At 68.3% G+C, this 22,284-nt stretch carries 23 protein-coding genes and 1 pseudogene; 17 read left to right on the plus strand and 7 right to left on the minus strand.

What is annotated here, in order from left to right; translation table 11 throughout:
• The first annotated feature begins 131 nt into the window (after positions 1-131).
• Positions 132-758: a TetR/AcrR family transcriptional regulator gene (locus tag ACP4E5_RS40855; protein WP_425838585.1), complete on the plus strand. Its 627-nt coding sequence runs from the start codon at positions 132-134 to the stop codon at positions 756-758.
• Positions 759-1,255: 497 nt separating this feature from the next.
• Here the strand turns inward: ACP4E5_RS40855 and ACP4E5_RS40860 are convergent, their stop codons facing one another.
• The gene (locus tag ACP4E5_RS40860) at positions 1,256-2,248 is read right to left on the minus strand and encodes an aldo/keto reductase (RefSeq protein WP_425838588.1); all 993 of its coding nucleotides are present in this window, start codon (positions 2,246-2,248) and stop codon (positions 1,256-1,258) included.
• Between the two features lie 128 nt (positions 2,249-2,376).
• On the opposite strand from ACP4E5_RS40860, the gene ACP4E5_RS40865 reads away from it, so the two are divergent.
• The 4 genes and pseudogenes from ACP4E5_RS40865 to ACP4E5_RS40880 all read left to right on the plus strand — a co-directional run bounded on the left by ACP4E5_RS40865 (position 2,377) and on the right by ACP4E5_RS40880 (position 6,803).
• The gene (locus ACP4E5_RS40865) at positions 2,377-2,967 is read left to right on the plus strand and encodes a TetR/AcrR family transcriptional regulator (RefSeq protein ID WP_425838591.1); all 591 of its coding nucleotides are present in this window, start codon (positions 2,377-2,379) and stop codon (positions 2,965-2,967) included.
• 196 nt (positions 2,968-3,163) lie between these two features.
• Positions 3,164-4,027 (plus strand): annotated as a pseudogene (locus tag ACP4E5_RS40870) (Gfo/Idh/MocA family protein).
• A gap of 276 nt (positions 4,028-4,303) precedes the next feature.
• A complete protein-coding gene (locus ACP4E5_RS40875; RefSeq protein ID WP_425838594.1) occupies positions 4,304-5,602 on the plus strand; it encodes a sugar ABC transporter substrate-binding protein in 1,299 nt (432 codons plus the stop codon).
• Positions 5,603-5,819: 217 nt separating this feature from the next.
• Positions 5,820-6,803 carry a carbohydrate ABC transporter permease gene (locus ACP4E5_RS40880; RefSeq protein ID WP_425838597.1) on the plus strand — a complete coding sequence of 328 codons (984 nt, stop codon included), beginning with the start codon at positions 5,820-5,822 and terminating at the stop codon, positions 6,801-6,803.
• A 17-nt stretch (positions 6,804-6,820) separates the two neighbouring features.
• Here ACP4E5_RS40880 and ACP4E5_RS40885 read toward each other — a convergent pair whose 3' ends face one another.
• A complete protein-coding gene (locus ACP4E5_RS40885) occupies positions 6,821-8,041 on the minus strand; it encodes an IS110 family RNA-guided transposase (protein WP_425826047.1) in 1,221 nt (406 codons plus the stop codon).
• A 239-nt stretch (positions 8,042-8,280) separates the two neighbouring features.
• Here ACP4E5_RS40885 and ACP4E5_RS40890 point away from each other — a divergent pair, with 239 nt between their 5' ends.
• Positions 8,281-9,132 (plus strand): carbohydrate ABC transporter permease, encoded by an 852-nt coding sequence (locus ACP4E5_RS40890; RefSeq protein WP_425838600.1) that lies wholly within the window; start codon positions 8,281-8,283, stop codon positions 9,130-9,132.
• Positions 9,133-9,253: 121 nt separating this feature from the next.
• On the opposite strand, the gene ACP4E5_RS40895 is transcribed toward ACP4E5_RS40890, so the two are convergent.
• Positions 9,254-9,550: a winged helix-turn-helix transcriptional regulator gene (locus ACP4E5_RS40895; RefSeq protein ID WP_425838603.1), complete on the minus strand. Its 297-nt coding sequence runs from the start codon at positions 9,548-9,550 to the stop codon at positions 9,254-9,256.
• 141 nt (positions 9,551-9,691) lie between these two features.
• Between ACP4E5_RS40895 and ACP4E5_RS40900 the strand changes: the two genes are divergently transcribed.
• The 5 genes from ACP4E5_RS40900 to ACP4E5_RS40920 all read left to right on the plus strand — a co-directional run bounded on the left by ACP4E5_RS40900 (position 9,692) and on the right by ACP4E5_RS40920 (position 13,175).
• Positions 9,692-10,264: a carboxymuconolactone decarboxylase family protein gene (locus ACP4E5_RS40900; RefSeq protein ID WP_425838606.1), complete on the plus strand. Its 573-nt coding sequence runs from the start codon at positions 9,692-9,694 to the stop codon at positions 10,262-10,264.
• Between the two features lie 285 nt (positions 10,265-10,549).
• Positions 10,550-11,370, plus strand: a protein-coding gene (locus ACP4E5_RS40905; RefSeq protein ID WP_425842035.1) for an IS5 family transposase whose coding sequence is annotated in 2 segments (ribosomal slippage) — positions 10,550-10,892 and positions 10,892-11,370 — 822 coding nt in all. Because the reading frame shifts where the segments join, the coding sequence is not laid out codon by codon here.
• Between the two features lie 10 nt (positions 11,371-11,380).
• Positions 11,381-11,923: a hypothetical protein gene (locus ACP4E5_RS40910; protein WP_425838609.1), complete on the plus strand. Its 543-nt coding sequence runs from the start codon at positions 11,381-11,383 to the stop codon at positions 11,921-11,923.
• A gap of 98 nt (positions 11,924-12,021) precedes the next feature.
• Positions 12,022-12,839 (plus strand): IS5 family transposase gene (locus ACP4E5_RS40915; RefSeq protein WP_425842038.1). Its coding sequence is split into 2 segments (ribosomal slippage): positions 12,022-12,367 and positions 12,367-12,839, totalling 819 coding nucleotides; the frame shifts between segments, so codons are not numbered across the junction.
• A gap of 42 nt (positions 12,840-12,881) precedes the next feature.
• Positions 12,882-13,175, plus strand: a complete 294-nt coding sequence (locus ACP4E5_RS40920; protein ID WP_425838612.1) for a DUF1330 domain-containing protein — start codon at positions 12,882-12,884, stop codon at positions 13,173-13,175.
• Positions 13,176-13,388: 213 nt separating this feature from the next.
• Here ACP4E5_RS40920 and ACP4E5_RS40925 read toward each other — a convergent pair whose 3' ends face one another.
• The 3 genes from ACP4E5_RS40925 to ACP4E5_RS40935 all read right to left on the minus strand — a co-directional run bounded on the left by ACP4E5_RS40925 (position 13,389) and on the right by ACP4E5_RS40935 (position 15,459).
• Entirely contained in the window at positions 13,389-13,799 is a 411-nt protein-coding gene (locus tag ACP4E5_RS40925; protein ID WP_425838615.1) for an RNHCP domain-containing protein, read from the minus strand.
• Between the two features lie 15 nt (positions 13,800-13,814).
• Positions 13,815-14,198 carry an RNHCP domain-containing protein gene (locus tag ACP4E5_RS40930; protein ID WP_425838618.1) on the minus strand — a complete coding sequence of 128 codons (384 nt, stop codon included), beginning with the start codon at positions 14,196-14,198 and terminating at the stop codon, positions 13,815-13,817.
• 352 nt (positions 14,199-14,550) lie between these two features.
• The gene (locus tag ACP4E5_RS40935) at positions 14,551-15,459 is read right to left on the minus strand and encodes a LysR family transcriptional regulator (RefSeq protein WP_425838621.1); all 909 of its coding nucleotides are present in this window, start codon (positions 15,457-15,459) and stop codon (positions 14,551-14,553) included.
• 72 nt (positions 15,460-15,531) lie between these two features.
• On the opposite strand from ACP4E5_RS40935, the gene ACP4E5_RS40940 reads away from it, so the two are divergent.
• On the plus strand, positions 15,532-15,960 hold the full coding sequence (locus tag ACP4E5_RS40940; RefSeq protein ID WP_425838624.1) for a CBU_0592 family membrane protein: 429 nt from the start codon (positions 15,532-15,534) through the stop codon (positions 15,958-15,960).
• On the opposite strand, the gene ACP4E5_RS40945 is transcribed toward ACP4E5_RS40940, so the two are convergent.
• Complete coding sequence (locus ACP4E5_RS40945; protein WP_425838627.1) at positions 15,924-17,039, minus strand: serine hydrolase domain-containing protein; 1,116 nt, start codon at positions 17,037-17,039, stop codon at positions 15,924-15,926. The two genes, ACP4E5_RS40940 and ACP4E5_RS40945, sit on opposite strands and share 37 nt — an antisense overlap.
• 151 nt (positions 17,040-17,190) lie before the next feature.
• On the opposite strand from ACP4E5_RS40945, the gene ACP4E5_RS40950 reads away from it, so the two are divergent.
• The 5 genes from ACP4E5_RS40950 (at position 17,191) to ACP4E5_RS40970 (ending at position 22,128) form a co-directional block, all read left to right on the plus strand.
• Positions 17,191-17,973: a MerR family transcriptional regulator gene (locus ACP4E5_RS40950; protein WP_425838630.1), complete on the plus strand. Its 783-nt coding sequence runs from the start codon at positions 17,191-17,193 to the stop codon at positions 17,971-17,973.
• A 208-nt stretch (positions 17,974-18,181) separates the two neighbouring features.
• Positions 18,182-19,657, plus strand: coding sequence for a DHA2 family efflux MFS transporter permease subunit (locus ACP4E5_RS40955; protein ID WP_425838633.1), 1,476 nt, complete (start codon positions 18,182-18,184; stop codon positions 19,655-19,657).
• A gap of 97 nt (positions 19,658-19,754) precedes the next feature.
• Entirely contained in the window at positions 19,755-19,991 is a 237-nt protein-coding gene (locus ACP4E5_RS40960; RefSeq protein WP_425838636.1) for a hypothetical protein, read from the plus strand.
• Between the two features lie 190 nt (positions 19,992-20,181).
• A complete protein-coding gene (locus tag ACP4E5_RS40965; RefSeq protein WP_425838639.1) occupies positions 20,182-21,354 on the plus strand; it encodes an MFS transporter in 1,173 nt (390 codons plus the stop codon).
• Between the two features lie 153 nt (positions 21,355-21,507).
• The gene (locus tag ACP4E5_RS40970) at positions 21,508-22,128 is read left to right on the plus strand and encodes a DUF6000 family protein (RefSeq protein ID WP_425838641.1); all 621 of its coding nucleotides are present in this window, start codon (positions 21,508-21,510) and stop codon (positions 22,126-22,128) included.
• Positions 22,129-22,284: the final 156 nt, after the last annotated feature.

Consider the following 22,284-nt stretch of genomic DNA (forward strand, 5'->3'; position numbering starts at 1 on the left):
GAACCGGGCCGAACAGGCAGTCCGTGCCGTGCTTGTGGCTGTTCTGCGTGCCGGATCGTTCACCCCTGGAGGGGAGGTCCGACGACGGCAGGCCTGGCAAACTGGACGGTTTGGTCGTCTATCGTGTCCTTATGCCTCGCTCTGCCGTCACCCGCAAGACCTCGAACTCCGCTACCACCGACACCCGGCAGCGGATCCTCGCCGCGGCGAAGGATGAGTTCGCCCGGTACGGCATCGCGGGCGCCCGAGTGGACCGCCTCGCCAAGCAGGCGCGGACCAGCAAGGAACGGGTCTACGCCTACTTCAGCAGCAAAGAGGACCTCTACCGCCACATCACCGGGCTCGAAACGGCCGCGCTCATCGAGGCCACCCACATGGACCCGGCGGACCTGCCCGGCTACGCAGGCATCCTCTTCGACCACTTCACGGCCCACCCGGACCACTACCGGCTCATCAACTGGGGCCGCCTCGAACTCGGCGACGGCGACGTCGAAGCCGACAGCGACACGGTCGCCCCCCTGCGGACCACCATCGCCGGCAAGGTCGAACGGCTCCGCGACGCGCAGCGCGCCGGCCTGATCGACTCCTCCTGGGATCCGGTCGACGTGCTCGCCCTGATCAACCAGATCGCCACCACGTGGGCGGGTCAGCCGGAGTTTGGCGCCGCCGCGGCCGAGCTGGCCGCGGACACCTCCGTCGGCGCACGCCGCGCGGCCCTGGTCGCCGCTGTGGAGCGTCTGTTCCCCCGCCCACGCTGAACCTCAGACCGCCGGACCCACCCTCGGCGGGTGGAGGTCCCCGTGTCGCGATGCACGAAGCACCCGCAGGCGACCCAGTGCGCCCCCGTTCGGTGCACCCGCGACAGCGCCGTCCTACGCGCGAACATCCACCCGCCCGCCACCGGCGGTACGGATGGGAACGGTGGCCTCCGGTAGTCGACAGCCCAGGTACGGACACCGTGGCGGATCGTCGCCGACGTGCCTGCCGGTCGATGAACGACGGGTGGCGGCGCGGGTTCGGCGTCCGGTGTTTCCTACCCGCGGCGGCCTGCACCCTTCCGCGAACAGGTGCCCGGAGTGCTGGGCCGACACCCATGGCGTACGACCCGCCTGACCGAGCAAGTCAGTTCCATGGTCGCGGAGTTGGAGGGACGATCCGGGCTGCGTTTGCTGGCGATGCCGACGGTGAGCCTGTCGCGTCACACGGCCTGCACGCCCTGCCGATGATGCCGTTGGCCACCGAGCGAGTGCCCAGCTCAGCCGGTGGTGAAGGAGTCGAGCAACGCGGCCGGGTAGCGGCTGCCCGCTGAACCCTGGGGGAGGATCTCCTTGATCCGTTCCAGGTCACCGGCGGTCAGCTGGACCTCGGCGGCGCCGGCGTTCTCCGCCACGCGGGTGGCGCTGCGGGTGCCGGGGATCGGGACGATGTGCTCATCCTGCGCGAGGAGCCAGGCGAGTGCGAGCTGGGCGGTGGTGATGCCCTTCCCAGCGGCCAGGTCCGTGAGCTGTTCGGTGGCGCCCAGGTTGTACGTGTAGTTGTCGCCCTGCCAGCGTTCGTCCCAGCTGCGCATGTCGTCGGCGGGGTACTCGCTCGCGGGCTTGACCTGGCCGGTCAGGAATCCGCGGCCGAGCGGGGAGTAGGGGACCAGGCCGATGCCGAGTTCCCGCAGGACCGGCAGGATCTGCTCCTCCACCTCTCGCTCGAAGATCGAGTACTCGTACTGCAGGGCCGTGACGGGGGTGACGGCGTGGGCGCGGCGGATGTACTGCGGGCCGACGTTGCTCAGTCCGAAGTGCTTCACCTTGCCCTCGGCGATGAGCTCGCCGACGACTCCCGCAACCTCCTCGGCGGGCACGTCGGGGTCGGAGATGTGCTGGTAGAAGAGGTCGATGCGGTCGGTCTGCAGGTAGCGCAGGCTGTTCTCGGCGACCTTGCGGATGTTGTCCGGGCGGCTGTTGAAGCCGGGTTCGAGCTCCGGGGCGTTCATGTCGAAGCCGAACTTGGTGGCCAGGACCACGTCGTCACGGAAGCCCTTGACGGCCTCGCCGAGCAGGATCTCGTTGGCGCCGGTACCGCCGCCGTACAGCTCGGCGGTGTCGAAGAAGTCGATGCCGAGGTCGTGGGCGCGGTGGATGGTGGCGATGCTCTCGGCGTCGTTCGAGGCGCCGTAGGCCATCGACATGCCCATCGTGCCGAGGCCGAGCGCCGAGACGCGCAGATTCGACGGGCCCAAAGTGCGGTGCTGCATGAGCGAACTCCTTCGTGCTCTTCTGCCGGCCCTCCAGAAAGAGGGTCGAACCAAACGGTTCGGTATTAAGCCTACGTCAACCGTCGCTCTGCGGCAAACCAAACGGTTTGGTCGGGTAGCGTGGAAGCATGAGTGCCTCGACCCGCGCAGACTCGACCCGCGACCGCATCGTGAGTGCCGCCAAGGCCGAGTTCTCCCAGCACGGGATCGCCGGGGCGCGGATAGACCGCATCGCCAAGGCCGCCAGGACCAGCAAGGAACGTGTCTACGCCTACTTCTCCAGCAAGGTCGCCCTCTACCGCTTCGTCTCCGCACAGGAGCTGGCGGCGGTGGCCGAAGCGACCCGCTTGGACCCCACCGACCTGCCCGGTTACGCCGGCCGCCTCCATGACTACTTCACCGAACACCCGGACCGCTTCCGGCTCATGAGCTGGGGGCAACTCGAACTCGACGCCGGCGACTCCCTCCCTCGCGACGCCTTCCGGGAAACGGTCTCCCGTAAGGTCGGGCAACTCCGCGAAGCCCAGGTGGCAGGCCGGTTGGACGCCGGCTGGGACCCGGTCGACATCCTGGTTCTCGTCCACCAGATCTCCACCGGCTGGGTCGCACAGCCCGACCTGCTGCCTCCGCCCGGTGAGGGCCGCGCCCCGTTCCTGGCGGCGCGCCGGGCTGCCATCGTCGCGGCCGTCGAGCGCCTGTTTCCCGCGATTGGGGACTGACCGGTGCGTCGGGGCTTGGTCGCCGGGGCGCTTGCGCTGCCGCTTCTCTACTCGCGGCGCCGAGCAGCCATGTCGTGGGGGAGTAGTGCGACAAGGATGACGGTCAGTTCCGGCACCGGCACCGGCACCACGGCACGTGGATAGCGCCTCGGTCCGGTGGGCCGACAAGGTGTCCATGGCGACCAAGGCGTAGAGGATGCCCGGCCGTTCCGGCTGCGTGCCGAACACCCTGCATGCCACCATCGCCGAAAGGGCGCTGCGGGCCGGGAAGAACGTACTGATCGAGAAGCCGATGACGGTCACCGTCGCCGAGGCCGAGTCGCTGGTCCGGGTCGTCGAGGAGACCGGGCAGGCGCTCCAGATCGGCTACGTACGGCGGTTCGCGCCGAACGCGCTGGTGACGAAGAGGTTCCTGGACGCGGGCGAGTTCGGTGACATGTACGCCGCGCGCGCCACGCTGCTGCGGGCCGCCGGGAACCCGGGTGGGTGGTTCGGCGATGTGGAGCTGTCGGGCGGCGGGCCGCTGATCGACCTCGGCGTCCACATCATCGACCCGTGCTGATACCTGATGGGCAGGCCGAAGGCGGTGTCCGCGTCAGGTGTCACGTTCGCGCCGCTGGGTGCGTGGGACAACATCCAGAACCTGCGGAGGTACCGTGCGGCGTCGGCGGCCCGGGCCAACACCGTGGAGGACTACGTCACCGCGCAGATCCGCTTCGAGGATGGTCAGGTGCTGGATGTGGACACGTCGTACTCGCTGCACGCGCGCAACGAGATCAGTGTGCGCATCCACGGTGACAAGGGCGGCGCGGAGATCGAGCCCGAACTGCTGATGCTCACCGAGCGGCACGACACCCTCCTGCACGTGCGACCGCAGATCGACTCGCTCGGCTTCGACTTCAAGGCCGGGTTCGCGAACCAGATAGACCACTTCCTGCGGATCTGCCGGGGCGAGATACCGGCCGATGCCACCGCGGAACAGGGCCTGGAGATGGCCCGCATGCTGAGCGCCGTCTACGCGTCCGCGAAGAGCGGCGCCGAGGTGAAGATCGAGCGCTGACCTGGCCCGTTCGGTTGCCCGGGACCGGCGCGTCCCGGGCAACCGGCATGCCATCCCGGGCAACTGGCATGCCCTCGCGGTCCCTTGGCCGCGGTCCGGAACCGACCGCGCCACCGGCGTCTGCTGTACGGTCCGCAACGCGGATCACAGTTCGGCCGCCACTTCAAAAAGGGTCTAGACCTTCTGGTGAGAACGTGATGAGAATCTGCGTACTCACGGTCACATCACGGGCAACACCACTTCCCTGCTGTACTGCTGTCAGAGGAGCCACCACCCATGAACCGACGCGTCATCGCAGCCACCAGCACCGCCCTGGCACTCGGGCTCGCCGCCACCGCCTGCGGAGGGGGTGGCTCGGAGGCCGACGGCGGGACCGACGGCAAGGGCAAGACGCTCACCGTCTGGATCATGGAGGGGACCAACCCCGACGCCAAGCCCTTCTTCAAGGAGGCGGCCGCCGCCTTCGAGAAGAAGACCGGCGCCAAGATCAAGGTCGAGTACCAGCAATGGGCCAGCGCCCAGCGGAAGTTCACCACCGCCATCGAGGGCGGCGCCGACCAGGTGCCCGACGTCGCCGAGGTCGGCACCACCTGGGTTCCCGGCTTCGCCGACAAGGGCGCGCTCGTCGACGTCTCCAAGGAGGTCGACAAGGCCGGCCTGACCGACGACCTCGTCCCCGCCCTCAAGGACGCGGGAACCCTGGGCGGCAAGCAGTACGGCATGCCGTGGTACGCGGGAGTCCGCTCGATCGTCTACCGCAAGGACATCTTCGCGAAGCACGACATCAAGCCTCCGACGAACTGGGCGGAGCTGCGCTCGGCCGCCAAGACCCTGAAGAAGGACGAGCCGAAGATGCTCGCCTTCCCGGTCGCGGGCGGCGCGGAGATGTTCGCCGCGCCCTTCATCTGGGGCGCGGGCGGCGAACTCGCCGTGAAGAAGGGCGGCAAGTGGACGTCGGGCATCAACTCGAAGAAGGCCGTCGAGGGCATCACGGCCTACACCGACCTCGCGCTCAAGGACAAGGTGTCCCCGGCCAAGGTGAACACCTGGACCGAGAAGGAGGTCGGAGACGCCTGGAACAAGGGCGAGGTCGCCATGTCCCTCTCCGGCAACTGGACCCCGAAGGCCTTCACCGCCGCCAACCCCGACCTCAAGGGCAAGCTCGGCGCCATCCCGATCCCCGGTAAGGACGGCGGCATGTCCCCGTCGTTCCTCGGCGGCTCCTACCTCTCGGCGTTCAAGACGGACAAGCAGGCGCTGTCGTGGGAGTTCATCAAGCTCCTCACCACCGGCAAGTTCGCCAAGAAGTGGGCGGAGCAGTCGAGTTACCTGCCGCCCACCAACACCGACCTCGACAAGATGCCCGACAAGGACGACGACCTGGTCAAGCCGTTCGTCAAGCAGTTCAAGGACGGCGGCGCGAGCGTCCCCAAGGCCAAGTCGTACACCGAGATCCAGGCCACCCAGGTCATCCCGAAGATGATCCAGTCGATCCTGGCCGGCAAGGCGACGCCGCAGCAGGCGGCCGACAAGGCGGCCAAGGAAATGAACGCCATCTTCGCGCAGAGCGAGTGACACCCACCCATCGTCGAACGGCGCGACGTGGCTCCCGCGACCGGCGAGTGACTCCCAGGGCCGGACGGTGAGTCAGCTGGCTCCCTGGGCCGGACGGTGAGTCACCTGGCTCCCAGGGTCGAACGGTGACTCACTTGACTCCCGCGGCCGGGCGGTGAGCCAGTCCCGCGCCGCACCCCTCAAGTCCCTCCGCACATCCGACCATTGAGAGCGCTCCATGAACCGCACGCTCGCCACCGGGACCGTGGATGCCCCGGAGCGCAAGGGCAGCGGGCCGTCCGTGCCCTCGCCCGAGTCCGAACGCCTGCTGCGGCGCAAGCGCCGCACCACCCTCACCCGGCCCTGGCTGCTGCTCGCCCCCTCGCTCCTCGTCCTGGCGGGACTGCTGCTCTGGCCGATGATCCAGGTCGGGATCCTGTCGCTGCAGGACTACGAGGTGAAGTTCGGCGGCGGCGTCGCCACCTTCACCGGCTTCGACCACTACGTCGAACTCCTCAGCGGCGATCTGCTGTGGAAGACGGTGCTGCCCAACACCGCGTTCTTCGCGGTGGCCTGCGTCGGCCTGACGGTGGTGCTCGGCACCGCGATCGCCCTGCTCCTGGCCCGTCTCGGCCCGGTCTGGCGGACCATCTGCTCCACCGCGATCATGGCGGCCTGGGCGATGCCCGCGGTGACCGGCACGTACGTGTGGATCTGGCTCTTCCAGCCGGGCGACGGCCTGTTCAGCGCTCTGGTGGGCGGCTCCGACTCCAGCAACTGGTTCACCGACCGCCTCTCCTTCTACGCAATCGGGACCCTCAACGTGGTCCACCACGGCTTCCCGTTCGTCGCGATCACCGTCTTCGCCGGACTCCTGACCATCCCCAAGGAGCTGTACGAAGCGGCAATGTTGGACGGCGCGAACGCCTGGCAGCGGTTCTGGAAAGTCACCGTGCCCGCCATCAAGCCGGTGTTCCTGGTGGTGACGATCCTGTCGACCATCTGGGACTTCAAGGTCTTCACGCAGATCTTCCTGATGCCCGGCGGCCAGGGCCAGAACGAGCAGGTCGAGAACCTCGGCGTCTACTCGTACCTCGAAGCCTTCGCCAAGGAGGACTACGGGACGGGCGCCGCCGCGGCGGTCCTGCTCACCCTCCTCCTTCTTGTCATCACCATCATCTACATCCGCACCCTGTTCAAGCAGGGGGAGGAGGACCTGTGAGTTCCCTGAGTCAACCTCTAGGCGGTTTTGGGCATGTCGAGCGCCGGTTTGATCTTGTTGTTGGCTTGATGGATCTCGGGGTCGTAGCAGGTGCCGGTGCGCCAGCAGGCCCAGATCACACGGAGCCACGAGCGGGCGAGGATGCGGGCCGAGTGCGGGTGGCGTTTCTTGGCGGTCCGGGCGTCGTTGTAGATCTTTGCGGCCCAGTCACTGCCGTGTCGGCTGTTGTCGGCGTAGGTGACGATGGCCTGCCGGGCACGTCTGTTGGTCGCGTAGCGGAAGGTCACCACGCGGGACTTTCCGGATGCCCGGGTCACCGGGACGACGCCGGTCTCGGCGATGAACTGCTCGCTGGTGCGGGAGCGTTCGAGGATCGGGCCGAGCTCACCGATGATCTGGCCGAGATTGACCGTGCCGATGCGGGGCATGGTCGCGAGGAGTGGCGCGTAGGGGTGGGTGGCTACCGCGTCCGCGATGGACTTGTCCAGGGCCTGGATGGTCGCGCGGATGCCCCGCACGAGCTGGACCTGGGTGCGTACCAGCTGTCCGACGACGTTCTTGCTGAGGCGGGAGGCCGCGGTGGGAGCGGAGCGCAGGCGCCCGATCAGGACGCTGCCGGGGCGCTTTCCCGAGTATCCCTGCCGTTTGCACCAGGCTTCCAGTCGTCCGGCGGTGAGCTCGGCGGCCGCGGACGGGGTGGGGTATCGCTCCAGGAAGGTCAGCGCGATATCGCTGTCGAGGCTGGAGAAGACGGCCTTGCCGCCGGGCCAGTGTGCGTCCAGGAGGGCCGCGAGCTGGTTGACAGCCGCGATGCGGGCCTCGACGTGATCGGCCCGCTGCCGAGTGAGGGCCTGCAGGTCCATGGTGGCCTGCTCGGTGGGCTCCAGGCGGGGCAGGAAGTGGCCGTCGGTGCGCAGGTAGTCGGCGAGCTTGAGGCTGTCGCCGGCGTCCGTCTTGGCCTTGGATGCGCCCCATCGCGGGCGCATCGCGTGGAAGGCGTTGGGATGCACCGGCACCACGGGGTGCCCGGCGGCCAGCAGCCTGTCCACGGCCAGGCCGCGGGTAGTCTCGATGGCCACCGGAAGGTCCGCCGGGGCACCGCACTTCGCCAGCTTGGCCAGCGTCCTGGCGATGCCGTCCTCGGTGTGCGAGAACTCCCAACGGTCAACCCTCGCACCAGAGTTGTCCATGACCGTCACGTCGTGGGTCTCGGTCGCCCAGTCCCAGCCGATGTACACGAAAGAAGCACCTCTGTGTCGTGCGCCAAGGACCTGCCCGGTGGTGAGGACGTCTGCCGGGAGCTCATTAATCGGCCCTCTGCGGGGCGTGTCCCTGAAGCCGATCAGACGGCCTCGGCCCGGCGGGGCTGGCATAACTCACAGTGGCCGTCGAGCAGCTCGCGACACAAGCCATGCACCCACCGGGACCGAGAGGTCACAACCCTACTCGTGAGGGCTGCAGAAGGGATGGTCCTCTAATGAGCACCACCGACATGCCTGCCACGACGCGGTCCTTCCTCGGTTCCAAGGTCGGTCTGCCGGCGGCCGTCGCCGCACTCCTGATCTTCACCCTCTTCCCGATCTACTGGATGGTCTCGACGGCCCTGGACCCGAGCGCCCAGAGCCGCGGAGCGGACCTCCTGCCCGGCGGCATCACCTTCGACCACTTCAGTACGGTCTTCCAGCGCGGCAACTTCGGTACGTACCTGCTGAATTCGGCCGTCGTAGGCCTGGGGACGGTCGTGGTCTCGGCGGCCCTCGCCCTGTTCGCGGCTGTCGCGGTCGCCCGCTTCAAGTTCAAGTTCCGCACTTCCGTGCTGGTCATGGTCCTGATCGTGCAGATGGTGCCGCTCGAAGCGCTCGTCATCCCGCTGTTCATCCAGATGCGCGACTACGACATGCTCAACAGCCTCCTCGGCCTGACCATCGTCTACACCGCGCTGTCGCTGCCCTTCGCCATCTGGACGCTTCGCGGCTTCGTGCAGACCGTCCCCAAGGAGATCGAAGAGGCGGCGTACATCGACGGCTGCTCCTGGTGGCGGATGTTCCGCTCGGTACTGCTTCCGCTGGTCGCGCCCGGTCTGGTTGCGACGTCGATCTTCGCGTTCATCACCGCGTGGAACGAGTTCGTCTTCGCGTACACCTTCATGAAGAGCAGCGACAAGTACACGGCCGCGGTCGGCATCTTCCAGTTCTTCGGTGAGAACACCACGAGTTGGGGCCCGGTCATGGCCAGCTCCACGCTGGTCACGGTGCCGGTCCTGATCTTCTTCGTGGCAGTCCAGCACCGGCTCGCTTCCGGGCTCGCGGCGGGAGCGGTCAAGGGCTGAACCGCCGCGGCGGGAGGGGGAGCTGGCGTCAGGTCCTGGATTCAGGTGATCACTTCGGCCTTCGGGTGGGCGGCCGTCAGCTGTCGCATCGAACGGCAGCGTCGTTCTGCCGACGAAACCTTCACGCCCCCGTGGGCTCCTGATCGTTGCCTTCTCGCTCCTGTGCCCAGGTGGTCGCCCACTCGTCGAGCGGACGGAGGGCGTCACCGAGTGCGGCCCCCAGCGGAGTGAGCTCGTATCCATCGGCCGAGGGCGCGACGATTCCGCTCGACGCGAGTTCACGGAGCCGCTGATAGAGGACGCTGGACGACAGGCCGTCGCACCGTGCCAGCAGCGCGCGGGCGCCGATCGGCCCGGCGCGCAACTCCCAGAGGATTCTCAGCGCCCACCGACGGCCGAACAGGTCCATCGCGGCCATGAGGGGACGGCCGGTCGTCGATCCACGAACTGGTGTACCGGGGCGCGGCGTCGGCATAACCCTCCTTGCGTTTCGTTATTCGAAACACTAGCATCCAGTCAGCGCGTTTCTGATTTCGAAACGACTCGGACGGGAGAACCGATGCCTCGGATAGCCCCGCTGGACCCGCCGTACACCGACCAGGCCGGCGCACTGCTCGCGCGCATGATGCCCGGGGAAGCCCCGCCGATCGGACTGTTCCGGATGTTCGCCAGAAACCTCTCGATGGCCGACGCCATGCACACGTGGGGTCGATACGAGTTGGGCAGACAACTGAGCCTGACCATGCGTGAACGAGAGATCGTCATCGACCGGACGTGCGTGCTGTGCGGCTGCGAGTACGAGTGGGGCGTGCACATGATGACGTTCGCCGGGCGGGTCGGACTTACTCACGAACAGGCGGCCTCTCTGGTGCACGGATGTCCGGCCGACCGGTGCTGGACATCCGAGCCGGAACGGCTGCTCATCCTCGCCGTCGACATGTTGCACGAGCGTTCCGACATCGACGACGCGTTGTGGACACGGCTCGCCTCGGTCTTCGATGAACTCCAGCTGCTAGACCTGCTCCTGTTGTGCGGGTGGTACCACGCTGTCAGCTTCGCCGCGCGCGCGGCGCGCGTGCCGCACGAGCCCGGCGCGCCGCACTTCTCCGACTTCGCGCTCCGCGCTCAATGACGCGTTCCACCCGGCGGCTTGGCGGCTACGGCGACCTGCCAGTCGTGATCGTCCACGCATGCCCCTGCGTGAGGGACGTGGTGGTGGTCCGACGGCGATCGTGGACGTGGCATCCCGGGACCGGGCCGCCGGCAGTTGGTGTTGGCGATGTCCGCGGGTACGCGAGCAGGGCGCTGTGCTTCACGCGGCGTCTGGGGCACTCCCTCGCTCTCGCCCGCCGACGCTCGTCCGAGACCAACCCGTAAGACATCGTTTCTTATGGCGTGGTCGCTCGTTGGTCTGTGCATGACGGATCTGGTTGAGCGGTTGGTGCCGGATGAGTTGTGGGTGTTGTTCCGGCGGGTGGTGCCGCCCACGGAGGTGAGGCGTCCGCAGGGCGGGGGCCGTCGTCGGGCCGGTGACCGTGAGGTTCTGGCGGCGGTCGTCTTCGTGGCCACCTCGGGCTGTACGTGGAGGCAGCTTCCGCCGGTGTTCGGCCCGGCCTGGCAGACGGTCTACCGGCGGTTCGCCCAGTGGAGCACGGACCGGGTCTGGGCCCGTCTCCACCGCGTGGTCCTGGACGAACTCGGGGCGCGGGGTGAGCTGGACTGGTCGCGGTGCGCGATCGACTCCGTCAGCGTCCGGGCGGCAAAAGGGGGCTTCTGACGGGACCGAATCCGACCGACCGAGGCAAATTGGGATCGAGAATCCATCTGGTCACCGACCGGAACGGACTGCCGCTCTCACTGGGCATATCCGGCGCCAACATGCACGACAGCCAGGGACTGGAACCGCTCGTCCGTGGAATCCCGCCCATCCGTTCCCGTCGCGGCCCACGCCGCAGGCGGCCGGCGAAGCTGCATGTGGACAAGGGCTACGACTACAACCACCTGCGGCGATGGCTTCGTTCACGCGGCATACGTCACCGCATCGCCCGCAAGGGAGTCGAGTCCTCCACCCGGCTCGGCCGTCACCGCTGGGTCGTTGAACGAACCGTCTCCTGGCTGGCCGGCTGTCGACGGCTGCACCGCCGCTACGAACGCAAACCCGAGCACTTCCTCGCCTTCGTCGGCATAGCAGCAACCCTCATCTGCCTGCGACGTTTGGGTGTCAGCGCTGGCCGGTAGCGTCTGTCCGGTGACCGATGACGTTGTTGTCTGGAACCGGCTCGCTGCCTTGCTTCCCGAAGTTGAGGCCCATGAGATGAAGGACTGCTGGGATATCGGCGAGCAGGAAGCGGGGCTTGGCCTGCTTGTCTCCGGGCTCCTCACCCACCAGGTGCCGATCAGTGAGACGGTCAGGGCGCAGATATCCGTCCTCGCGGAGGGCTGGGGCGAGAGGGAGTTGCTCACGCGTAAGATCCTTCAGTGCCGTGGGGACAGCGCGCCGACCCAGCTGAAGCTGATCGAGCACGTCGGCGACATTATCGAGTCGTCGGGAGCGGCCGACCCGGACGCAGCCAACGTTCTCGTGCCGTGGATCACCTGCACGCGATGCGGCCAGGTCCTGATGCGGACCCACACCCGAGAACCCTGGGGAGATCTCTCCTACCTGGCGCGAAGCTACGTGATCACGTCACCGGAGGGCGACGCGGTCCTGCGGGTGTTCCCCGCTGACTCCGCTAGTGCGGCCTTCGCAGCCCTCTTGGCTGAGTGTGCAGAGCCCACGAACGACCGCTGATCCGGAAGGCATAAACACCAAAAGAAACGACGTCTAACTGGTTCTAACAAAAGCTGCTGATCATGAGTGTTTCGGTCTGTCTGTCCGTAGGTCTGGTCATGGGAGAGCGTCAGTCGCGACCATGGATCGTGTCGGACGAACTGTGGTCATTGATCGAGCCGTTGCTGCCGAAGCCGGGCCCGAAGAAGGTCGAGGGCAGACCGCGGGTTCCGGACCGGCAGGCACTGTGCGGGATCCTCTTCGTCCTGCACACCGGCATCCAATGGGAGTACCTGCCCCAGGAGTTGGGCTTCGGCTCGGGCATGACCTGCTGGCGCCGGCTGGCCGCCTGGAACGAGGCGGGCGTGTGGGACGAACTGCACCTCGTGCTGCTGAAGAAGCTGCGGTCAGCGGGCAAGCTGGACTGGTCGCGGGCGGTGATCGATTCCTCGCACGTCCGGGCCGCCCGACGGGGCCCAAAAGCGGGCCGAGCCCGGTCGATCGCGCGCGACCGGGCAGCAAGCACCACGTGCTCACCGACGGCCAGGGCATCCCGCTCGCCGTGTCGCTGACCGGCGGCAACCGCAACGACGTCACTCAACTCCTGCCCTTGCTCGACAAGGTTCCACCGGTGGCCGGCACGGTCGGACGGCCGCGCAAGCGGCCGGACCTGCTGTTCGCCGACCGCGGCTACGACCACGACAAGTACCGACGCCTCGTGCGGCAACGCGGGATCCGTCCGGTGATCGCTGAGCGCGGTCAGCTGCACGGCACCGGACTGGGCACCTTCCGGTACGTGGTCGAGCGCACCATCGCGTGGCTGCACGGCTTCCGCCGTCTCCGCATCCGCTGGGAGCGGCGTGACGACATCCATGAAGCCTTTCTCGGGCTGGCCGCCTGCCTGATCACTCATCGGCACGTTCAACGCCTTTGTTAGCACCTCTAAGTCAGATGCACTCATCCCAACACTGGAGGGTTCATGCCCAAGGGCTACTGGGTCAGCGTCTACCGGACCATTTCAGATCCCGAGAAGCTGGCTGCTTACAACAGACTGGCTGGTCCGGCGGTCAAGGCCGGGGGCGGTCGGACCGTTGTCCGTGGCGGTCGGGTCGTGGCGCACGACGCCGGAATCGCCGAGCGCACCATCTTGATCGAGTTCGACAGCTTCGAGCAGGCCGTCGCGGCGCGCGAGAGTGCGGCCTACCAGGAGGCGCTGGTCGCCCTCTCCGACGGAGTCGAGCGCGACTTCCGCATCGTCGAAGGCATCGACTGACCGAGGTCTCGGCCTCCTCATCCTGATGGGGGATCTACTGCTGGATTTACTGCTCTCAGATCCCGGCCCATCGTCACGCCGACCAGCCAGCGGATGGCCGCCGAGGCGTCTCGGCTCGGGCACCTCGCCGACCTGGCAGGGGCAGGCGGCGTCCGCCGTACGTGGAGTTTCCGGGCCGTGGCCGGTACGGGCGCTGCCCGTACCGGCTGCCCGTCACAGCATCAGCAGCGTGTGGTGCGCCGCTCGGGCCGTCGTCCGGAGGGGGAGGACCGCGAGGCGGATCAGGGCCAGGGCGTTGTCGTCGCCCGCGATGCGGTTGGTGGAGAGTTCGCCGCACGAGAGGCACTCGTGGACGATCAGCCACTCGCCGTCCGGGCGGCAGGACACCGTCAACGCGTCCATGCGGCCCCGGCAGTCCGACGCGCGGTCGCCCGGGATCCGGGCGTCCACGTGCAAGCTGGTCAGGCAGTTCGGGCAGTGGTTGCGGTGGCCGCTGCCCGGGGCGTCCAGAGACACGTACAACCGGCAGCCCGCGCAACGGAAATCGCGGGTGCGGTGGCCTTCGGGCTGACGGCGCCGCCGGGAGGCGGGGCCGTCGGACGACGTTCGGTTACGGCGTGGCATGTCGCACCTCCCCGCTCACAGTGTTCCGAACGTTTCGAGGGGGAAGGGTGGTTGGGCCAGTGGCCGTACCGCCATCCGCATCAGTACGAGCTGGTTGTCGTCCGCGCTCACCGGGTTCGAGGTGAGCTCGTCGCACCGCACGCAGCGGTGGACGATCATCCAGTCGCCGGTCCGCAGGACGGCGATGGCGATCGGGGACATCCGGCCGTGGCACTCGGTGCGGCCGCCCTGAACGTGGTCCAGGACGTGGCGCGAGTGCAGACACGAAGGGCAGTGGTTACGGCTGCGGCCGTCCGGATCGGCGAGGGTCACGGTGAGACCGCACCAGGCGCAGACGAACGTACTGATCTTGAGGGTGGCGCTGGGGTTCGGATTGGGGTTGGGGGTGTGCTCGGACACCGGTGCTCCTTGCTGGGGAGGTGGTCATCGACAGCAAGAGCAGGCCGAGCGGCCTCGACGGCCGGATCGGGATCCGGATCGGTCGACTATTCGCGGCGGGTACGTGCCGTACAGGCGTTACGTGTACGTGGTTCGTCGCGGTGAGGCGCGCTCGGCGCGGGCCGGGTCATCAAGACACCCTTTCGGTGGGCACGGGGCCCGGTGGTTCGGCCGCACGGGCACGGATGCCCTACGGAAGGAAGCAGCGGGGAAAGGGTAGGCAGGCCGGTGCGGCGTAGGCGAGTGAATATTTCCGCCGCCGGTGGAGGTGGCGGTCCGGTCACCACCTCCAGCGGCGCTCCTGGCTTGGGCGTCATGCCGTCGGGGACGGCAGCTCGGCGGCGGCCTTGATGACGCCGTCCAGGACCGTGGCCACCTCCTTGCGCGGCTCGGCGCGGCTGGTGCGGTGCCGGGCGATCAAGCGGCGGAAGCCGAGCCCCGGCACGGACACCGCCTTGACGCCCTCAACGGGCATGCCGTGCACGGCCAGTGACGGCACCACCGCGACGCCCAGTCCTCCTGCGACCAGCGCCAGGGCGGCGTTGTAGTCGTAATAGCTGTGGGCGGTGCGGGCGAGGGTCATGCCGCGGCGTACGTGTTCGGTGGCGCCGTGGGCGGCGGCGTCCGTGTCGACACCGAGCCAGATGAGGTGTTCGAGGTCCGCCAGGGTGGTGGGTGTCGGGGTTCCGGCGGGTGTGACGACCACCCATGGCTCCTCGAGGATCGGCACGTCCCGGGTTCCCCGCGCGGACCTGCGGCCGATGGGTGTCTCGGCCTCCACGATCAGGAGGTCCACCGTCCCGGCGCGGAGTTCTTGCTGCGCCTTCTCGCCGTCCATCTCGTGGATCTGCAGCTCAAGGCCCGGGAATTCGGCACGCAATTGGTGCACCAGCGGGACGAGCAGCGCCCGGATCACCGTCTGGAACGCGGCGATGACCACGGTGCCGGAGACCTCCTCCCGCAAGGCCGCCAACGACCGTGTGACGTTCGTCAGTTCCGACTCGATGCGTTCGGCCGCTTCGGTGAGCACCCGGCCCGCGGCCGTGACCACGGCGCCGTGCGGCTGGCGGTCGAGGACCGGGGTGCCGACCTCGGTTTCGAGGCGGCTGATCTGCTGCGACACGGCAGAGGGCGTCAGGTGCAGCACGTCGGCGGCCGCGAGGATCCCGCCTGCCCGGTGCACGGCGAGCAGAACGGCCAGTTTCCGCGGGTCCACGTCCATTCAATCCAGCTTAACCCCCGGCGTAGAGAACTTCGATTGATCTGTATGTAGTGGGTGTCCACTATGGGGGACATGCAGGCAATCACGACCTCCGCGGCGACGGCAGCAGGGTGGGTAGGTGCCCTGAGCACGGCTGCCGCCTATCTGTTGGTCTCGCGTCGTGTCATCGAGCCGGACGCTCCGACGTTTCAGGTGGTCAACATGCTCGGTGGCGCCCTCCTGGCCGTGTCCGCCGCCGCCAGTGGGGCATGGCCCTCGGTGACGTCGAACTTTGTCTGGGTCCTCATCGGCGTACAGGCGCTGGTCGGGGCGCGTCGTGGCGTACGAACCGTCGTCGGCCGTGTGTCGGCACGTCTCCCGCGGCGCCGAGGAGCCGGCGAGGCGAGCGGGTGTGGAGTCGGGCACACGGTCGCTGAGACGCACCGTTCCCCACCGCCGCCCGCCACCTGCCCTCCTGTGCCGGCTCAGCCGCCGAACACCGCCTGGACGAGCCTGTCCTGAGCCTTCATGAACGGTCCAGCCATGGTCAGTTCGGCATCGTCCACGTAGTTGAGCGTGGCGGTCAGGGTCCTGCTGCCGTCGGCCGTGCTGTACATCAGGGCCGCGTGGCCGCTGTGGCCGCCGTTGTGGAACAGCAGGGTGTCCCCGTCGGGACCGGTCTGCTGGATGCGCAGGCCGAGCCCGAAGCCGCTCTCGGGGTGCGGCTCGCTCATCTCGGCGAGGAGCGCGGCGGGCAGCAACTCACCACGGGCCAGCGCGGAGATGAAGGTGTGCAGGTCCCGGGTGGTGGAGATCATGTCGCCGCCTGCGTCGATCCAGGTCGGGTTCTGGCGGCTGACGTCGACGGTGTGCCGGTGGCCGGCGTCCTCGTACCGGTAGTAGGCGTGGGCGTACGGCTCGGGGATGGCCTGCGCGGTGCCCGGCACCACCGTGCCCGTCAGGCCGAGCGGTCGCACGATCCGCTCCTGGGTCACCTCGGCGCACGGGCGGCCGGTGACGTTCTCGACGAGCAGTCTGGCCAGCACGTAGTTGGTGTTGGAGTAGCTCCAGCCCGCGCCCGGCTCGAACCGCGGCGGCTTCGACAGGGACAGCCGGGCCAATTCCTGTGGGCGGTAGGTGTGGAAGCGTTTGTCCACCCACTCCTTGCCCGCGAGGGTCGAAGGGATCCCGGGGACCACGGTCCCGTCCTCGTAGAGCTCACCGGTGTGGTTGAACACCCCGCTGGTGTGCTGAAGCAGCATGCGCACCGTGATCCGGCGGTCGAGGTCGAACCCGGGGAGGTGGTCGACGGCCGGCGCGTCGAGGTCGACCTTGCCCTCGGCCACCAGTTGCAGCACCAAGGTCGCGGTGAAGGTCTTGGTGTTGCTGCCGATACGGACGTGCCCTTCGGCCGGAGGCTCGGAGCTGCCGCCCAGCTCGGCCGCGCCGGCGGTGGCGACCCACGCGCCCTGTTCGTCGTGCACCCGCAGCTGGACTCCGGTGATGCCGGAATCGACGATCTCCTGGAGGATGCCGCGCAGTTGCGGACGGTCCGGGCCGCCGGCGGTGACGTCGGTCGCGGGGTGCGGGGACTGGCTCATGGTCGTCTCCTCTGTTCCTGTGTCAGACATGCCGGTACTCAGAAATGCCAGTACTCCGAAGTGGCAGCGCTCCGAAGTGGCAGTACGGCGAGCGTGGTCCCTGCCCTAAGGTCAAGGTCAAGGTCACGTCTCGGCGGGGGAGTTGGAACGGATGCGTGCCAAGGGCGGGCTCACCATCGGTCAGGCGGCGGCCTACGCCGGCGTCACGATCAAGACCGTGCGGCACTATCACCGGCTCGGTCTGGTCGCCGAGCCGGAGCGGGACACGTCGGGCTACCGGCGTTACGGCTCGGCCGAACTGCTCCGCCTGGTGCAGGCGCGGACCCTGGCCGGGGCCGGAGTGCCGCTCGCCGAGGTCGGCGAACTGCTCGACGCGGGGCCCGAGCGGTTCACCGCTGCCCTGGACGACGTCCACCGCCGGCTCACCGACCAGATCGAAGACCTGGTCGCGCGCCGCGACACGCTGCACCGGATCACTCATGGTGACCGTGCCCTGCTGCCCGACCGGGCCTGCGCGGTCCTCGACCGCATGGCCGAACTCGCCTTCCCTGCCGAGTACTTGGCGACGCAGCGGGAGGCACTGGTGCTCACCCGCGCCCTCGTCCCGGAGATGTTCGACGCCTTCCTGACCAGACTCGAGCATCTCCTCGACGACCCCGAGCACGTCGAACTGACCAAGCGCGCCTGGGACGCGGGGTCCTGGCCGCCCGACGACCCGCGCCTCGACGAACTGGCCGCGGCGCTCGCCGAGAAGGTGCTGGCCGACCGCGAACTGCTGGCGGCGGGAACCGGACTACGCGGCGGGTCCGACAACGCGGCCCGGTACGCACTCGTCAACCGCCACCGCGAGGACGACGCCCCCTCCATCGCCCGGCTGAACGCTCTGGTCGAGGCGCGGTTGCTCGCGGCCGGTGTCGACTTCCCGCGGGGGTAGGCCGACGACGGTGATCCGCCGCGTCGGCGTGATCTGCTCGCATCGCCGTCACTCGGATCGCCGTCATTCTGATCTACGTCATTCTGGTCTACGTCATTCTGATCGCCGTCATACCGGGAATGTCCTGCCCCCAGGGGCCGTTGGGGGGTGAGCGGCCCGGCCCGTCGGGCGCGTGACTTCGACCGACTCTTGCGAGGTACAGCCCCACATGAGCCAGCCAATCAACGTCGAGAACGTGGACGCACCCGGGGAGAGCGGCAGTTCGGCCGCTCCGAGCGCAGGTACACCGGCGCGCGCAGGCGTCCTCATCGCCGTCCTTGTCGCGTCCGCGTTCGTGATGATCCTCAACGAGACGATCCTGAGCATCGCCCTACGCGACCTCACCGTCGACCTGGGGGTCTCCACGACGACCGTGCAGTGGCTGACCAGCGGCTTCCTGCTGACGATGGCCGTGGTCATCCCGATCACCGGTTTCCTCCTCGAACGCTTCTCCGCGCGCCGGATCTTCCTGGCCTCACTGACGGCGTTCAGCACCGGCACCCTGATCAGCGCCCTCGCACCGGGCTTCGGCGTGCTGCTCACCGGACGCGTGGTGCAGGCATTCGGCACCGCCGTGATGATCCCGTTGCTGATGACGACAGTGATGCGCCTGGTCCCCGCGGAGCGTCGCGGGGCGATGATGGGCACCATCACGATCGTCATCGCGGTGGCCCCGGCCATCGGCCCGACGGTGGGCGGCGCGGTGCTGTCCTCGCTGGGCTGGCGCTGGATGTTCTGGATCGTCCTGCCGCTGGCACTGGCGGCGTTGGCGATCGGCGCGATATGGCTGCGCCTGGACAGCGAGACGCGGAAGGTGCCGCTGGACGTGCTGTCGGTGGTGCTCTCCGCCATCGGCTTCGGCGGCATCCTCTACGGCCTCGCCTCCATCGGCGAGTCCGGCGGCGGGGAGCACACCGTCGCGCCGTGGATGCCGATCGTCGCCGGCCTGCTCTCCCTCACCGTGTTCGTCCTGCGCCAACTGCGGTTGCAGCGCCGGGATCGCGCCCTGTTGGACCTGCGCCCGCTGGCGAACCCCACCTTCTCCGTAGCCCTGTTGCTGTCCGCGCTGCTGTTCATGTGCATGCTGGGCGCGGCCGCGATCCTGCTGCCGCTCTACCTCCAGACGGTCATGGGGACGACCACCTTCGTCAGTGGCCTCGCCGTCCTGCCCGGCGGCTTGCTCCTCGGCGTCCTCGGCCGCCCGGTGGGCCGGCTCTACGACCGCGTCGGCGCGCGTCCGCTGGTGATCCCGGGGGCGGCCGCGCTGGCGGCCTCGCTGTGGCTGTTCTCGCTGCTCGGCCCGGACTCCTCGCTGGTCGCGGTCATCGGCATGCACCTGCTGCTCATGGGCGGGCTCGGCCTGATGATGACGCCGTTGATGACGGCGTCCCTGAACGTGCTGCCGGACCACCTGCACTCCCACGGCAGCGCGATCCTCGCGACGATGCAGCAGGTCGCGGGCGCCTTCGGTACGGCGGTCTTCGTCACCGTGGCGTCCAGTGCGTCCGACGGTGCGTCCGGTGCGCCCGACGCGAGTGGCCTGAGCGCGGCGTTCGTCCTCGCGGGTGTCATCGGCCTCGTGACGTTCGTGGCGTCACTGTTCTTCGGCCGTGGCGCGGGCTCAGGGCAGAGTGCGGCGACGTAGCGCGTCCCAGGCAGACGCGCTGACCGTCGACTTCCGCGTGCCGGGCGCACCGGTGGCTGTCCCGCAACCTGCGAGTGGGGAGCGTCGTTCACCGCACATGAAGAAGATCATCAGTGTCGCGGGCCTCGCGCTCGCCACCATCGGTATCGCCGCCCCCGCCCACGCCGACAACGGCAGCAACTTCGGCTCAGGACTCGGTGTCTCGGACGACTGGAACGTCAGCTCCGCAGCCAACTGCCTCCAGGAGGTCGCCGTCGTTCCGGTACTCGGCGACTACGCGGGCGATCACGCCAACCACTGCTCCGACGGCAACCTGATCACCCACGCAGAGTAGACCCCGCCGCCCCGCCCCTATGGCTGGGCGGGACAACTCTCCACCGTCCAGACCGGCTTGCCCAGTACCCGGCCGTTCAGGATCGCCGAAGGCTTCCTCTCCCAGTTCGTGCTTGTTCCGTCCGATGACTTCCCGGTTGTGTGTGGTGTGCATCACTCACGGGTGGCGCCTACGTGATCGGGAGGTTCATGTGGCTGCGCAGGACACAGGTGTACGGGCACCTGCCCAAGGCGTCGGGAAGGGGGGTTGGCCGCATGTCTCGGCCCGGGACTGGTGGATCATCGGCCTGCTCCTGGCCTTCTTCACGCTGAACTTCGCCGACAAGGCGGCGATCGGGCTCGCCGCCCACGACATCAAGCGCGACCTCGGGCTGAGCGAGACGCAGTACGGCCTCATATCCAGCGGGTTCTTCTGGCTGTTCGCGGTCGGCGCCGTCGTGGTGACGCTGACCTTCCGCCGGATCGGATGGCGCTGGGCGGCCACCCTGCTGATGCTCGCCTGGGTGATCAGCATGGCGCCGCTCATGTTCCCCACCACGCTGGCCGTCCTGCTCGTCTCGCGCATGGTGCTCGGCTTCTTCGAGGGCCCGGCGCACGCGCTGTGCCAGTCGATCGTCGCCGACAAGTTCCCGCCGCACACCCGCGCCTTCGCCGGCTCGATCATCAACTCCGGCGCCTCGGTGGGACCGCTGCTCGGCGCACCCCTGCTCACCTGGGCCATGCTGACCTGGGACTGGCACGCCGCGTTCGTCGCGCTGGTCGTCGTGGGTCTGGCCTGGGTCGTGGTGTGGCTCCTGGTGACTCGTCGCGCCTCCGGCATGGGGCCCCAACGTGCCGCGGCGACGGACGGGGAGGCGGCGGCCGACCCCAACGGGGACATCGACGTCCCGTTCTCCTCGATGCTCAGGCTCGGCAGCTTCTGGGGCCTGGCCTCCCTGTCGTTCGCCGGCTACCTCATCACCTCGCTGAAGGTGGCCTGGCTGCCGTCGTTCCTGCATGAGGGCATGGGCTACTCGCAGGGAACGGTCGGCTGGCTCGTCACCGTCCCCTACGCTCTCGCAGTCGTCGTGGTGACCACGCCGGGGCTGATCTCGGGCCGCATGCTGCGCGCAGGTCGCTCCGCTCGCGCATCGCGGGGCCTGCTCACCATGGGGTACCTGTGTGGTCGACACGTGCGTTGCGGTGAACGCTCCGTCGCGCGCGAGACGGATCTGCCCGCCAGTTTTCTCGTTGCGGTACCGGCCGAGCAGTTCATCGGTGTTGACGGCGTGGGCGCACCCGGCGGTGAGTACGGCAGAAGCGGTCATCGCGGCGGCGCGCCACTGTCTGCCTGTTCTCTTGATCCTCACGTCCTCAGCCTATAGGCCGCATCGTGGCGGGATGCCGCACAGTCGCCGACGCGCGGGACGCGGCCAAGGGGGTCGAGGACGGATCCTGACGGCCGACTGATGCCCTGGACCGGGTCAGGCGTGGCAAACTCCGATGCCCTGGAGTCGGGCGTCGGGCAGTATGCAGGAATGCGCACCGACCGCGATCCGGAACTCGACGCACTGCGCCGCCGTCATGTCGCTGTCGACCGGCGTTACCTCCGCCTGAACCACGGGATCTTCCACCTTACCGAGCGTGAACGCCGCCGATTTGCACGGCAGTTGGCCAAGGGTGTGGACGCCGTCACACACCGCGAACTCCATCTGCTGCTCGACTGCGGCTGGCGGGAACGCAAGACCGCCGCATGGCTGATCGCGATAGCCGGCCACACCGGCTTCCGCCCGCACCTGGGCGAACTTCTCCTGGCCAGCGAGGTCTGCTGTGCCGGGCATGCGTACTGCATCACCCTGGCCACTTTTGGCACTCCAGCCGACGCCGAGTTGCTGGCTGCGTACCTCGACCGCTATCTGGCCCGGCCCGATCTGGACTACGACCAGTCGTCCGCCCTGGGTGCTCTGCTCCACCTCGATGCGACCTACGGCACCGACCATGCCGCGCGCTTCCTCACACTGGAAGGGCCCTGGCAGCACTGGACGCGCGTACAACCCCACCGGCGTGAGCTGAGTCCCGCCGAATGCCAAGAGACCATGGCCCGGTACTGCTCCTTCGTTCAAGAATGCGCGGGGCACCGTCCGGTACGTGGAAGGTGAAGTCCGCCTGTCGCCGGGACTCTTCGGTCCCTACCGTCCCTGCGTGACCACGCATGCACGGCTCGCCCCTCGCATCGACGGCGGGGTCGAATCCCTGGCCCTTGCCCACCACGCCGCACGCTGGGCGCAGAGCATCACGAAGGTCACGGGAGAGGC

It is taken from the genome of Streptomyces fractus, assembly GCF_049844455.1.
Taxonomy (GTDB): domain Bacteria; phylum Actinomycetota; class Actinomycetes; order Streptomycetales; family Streptomycetaceae; genus Streptomyces; species Streptomyces fractus.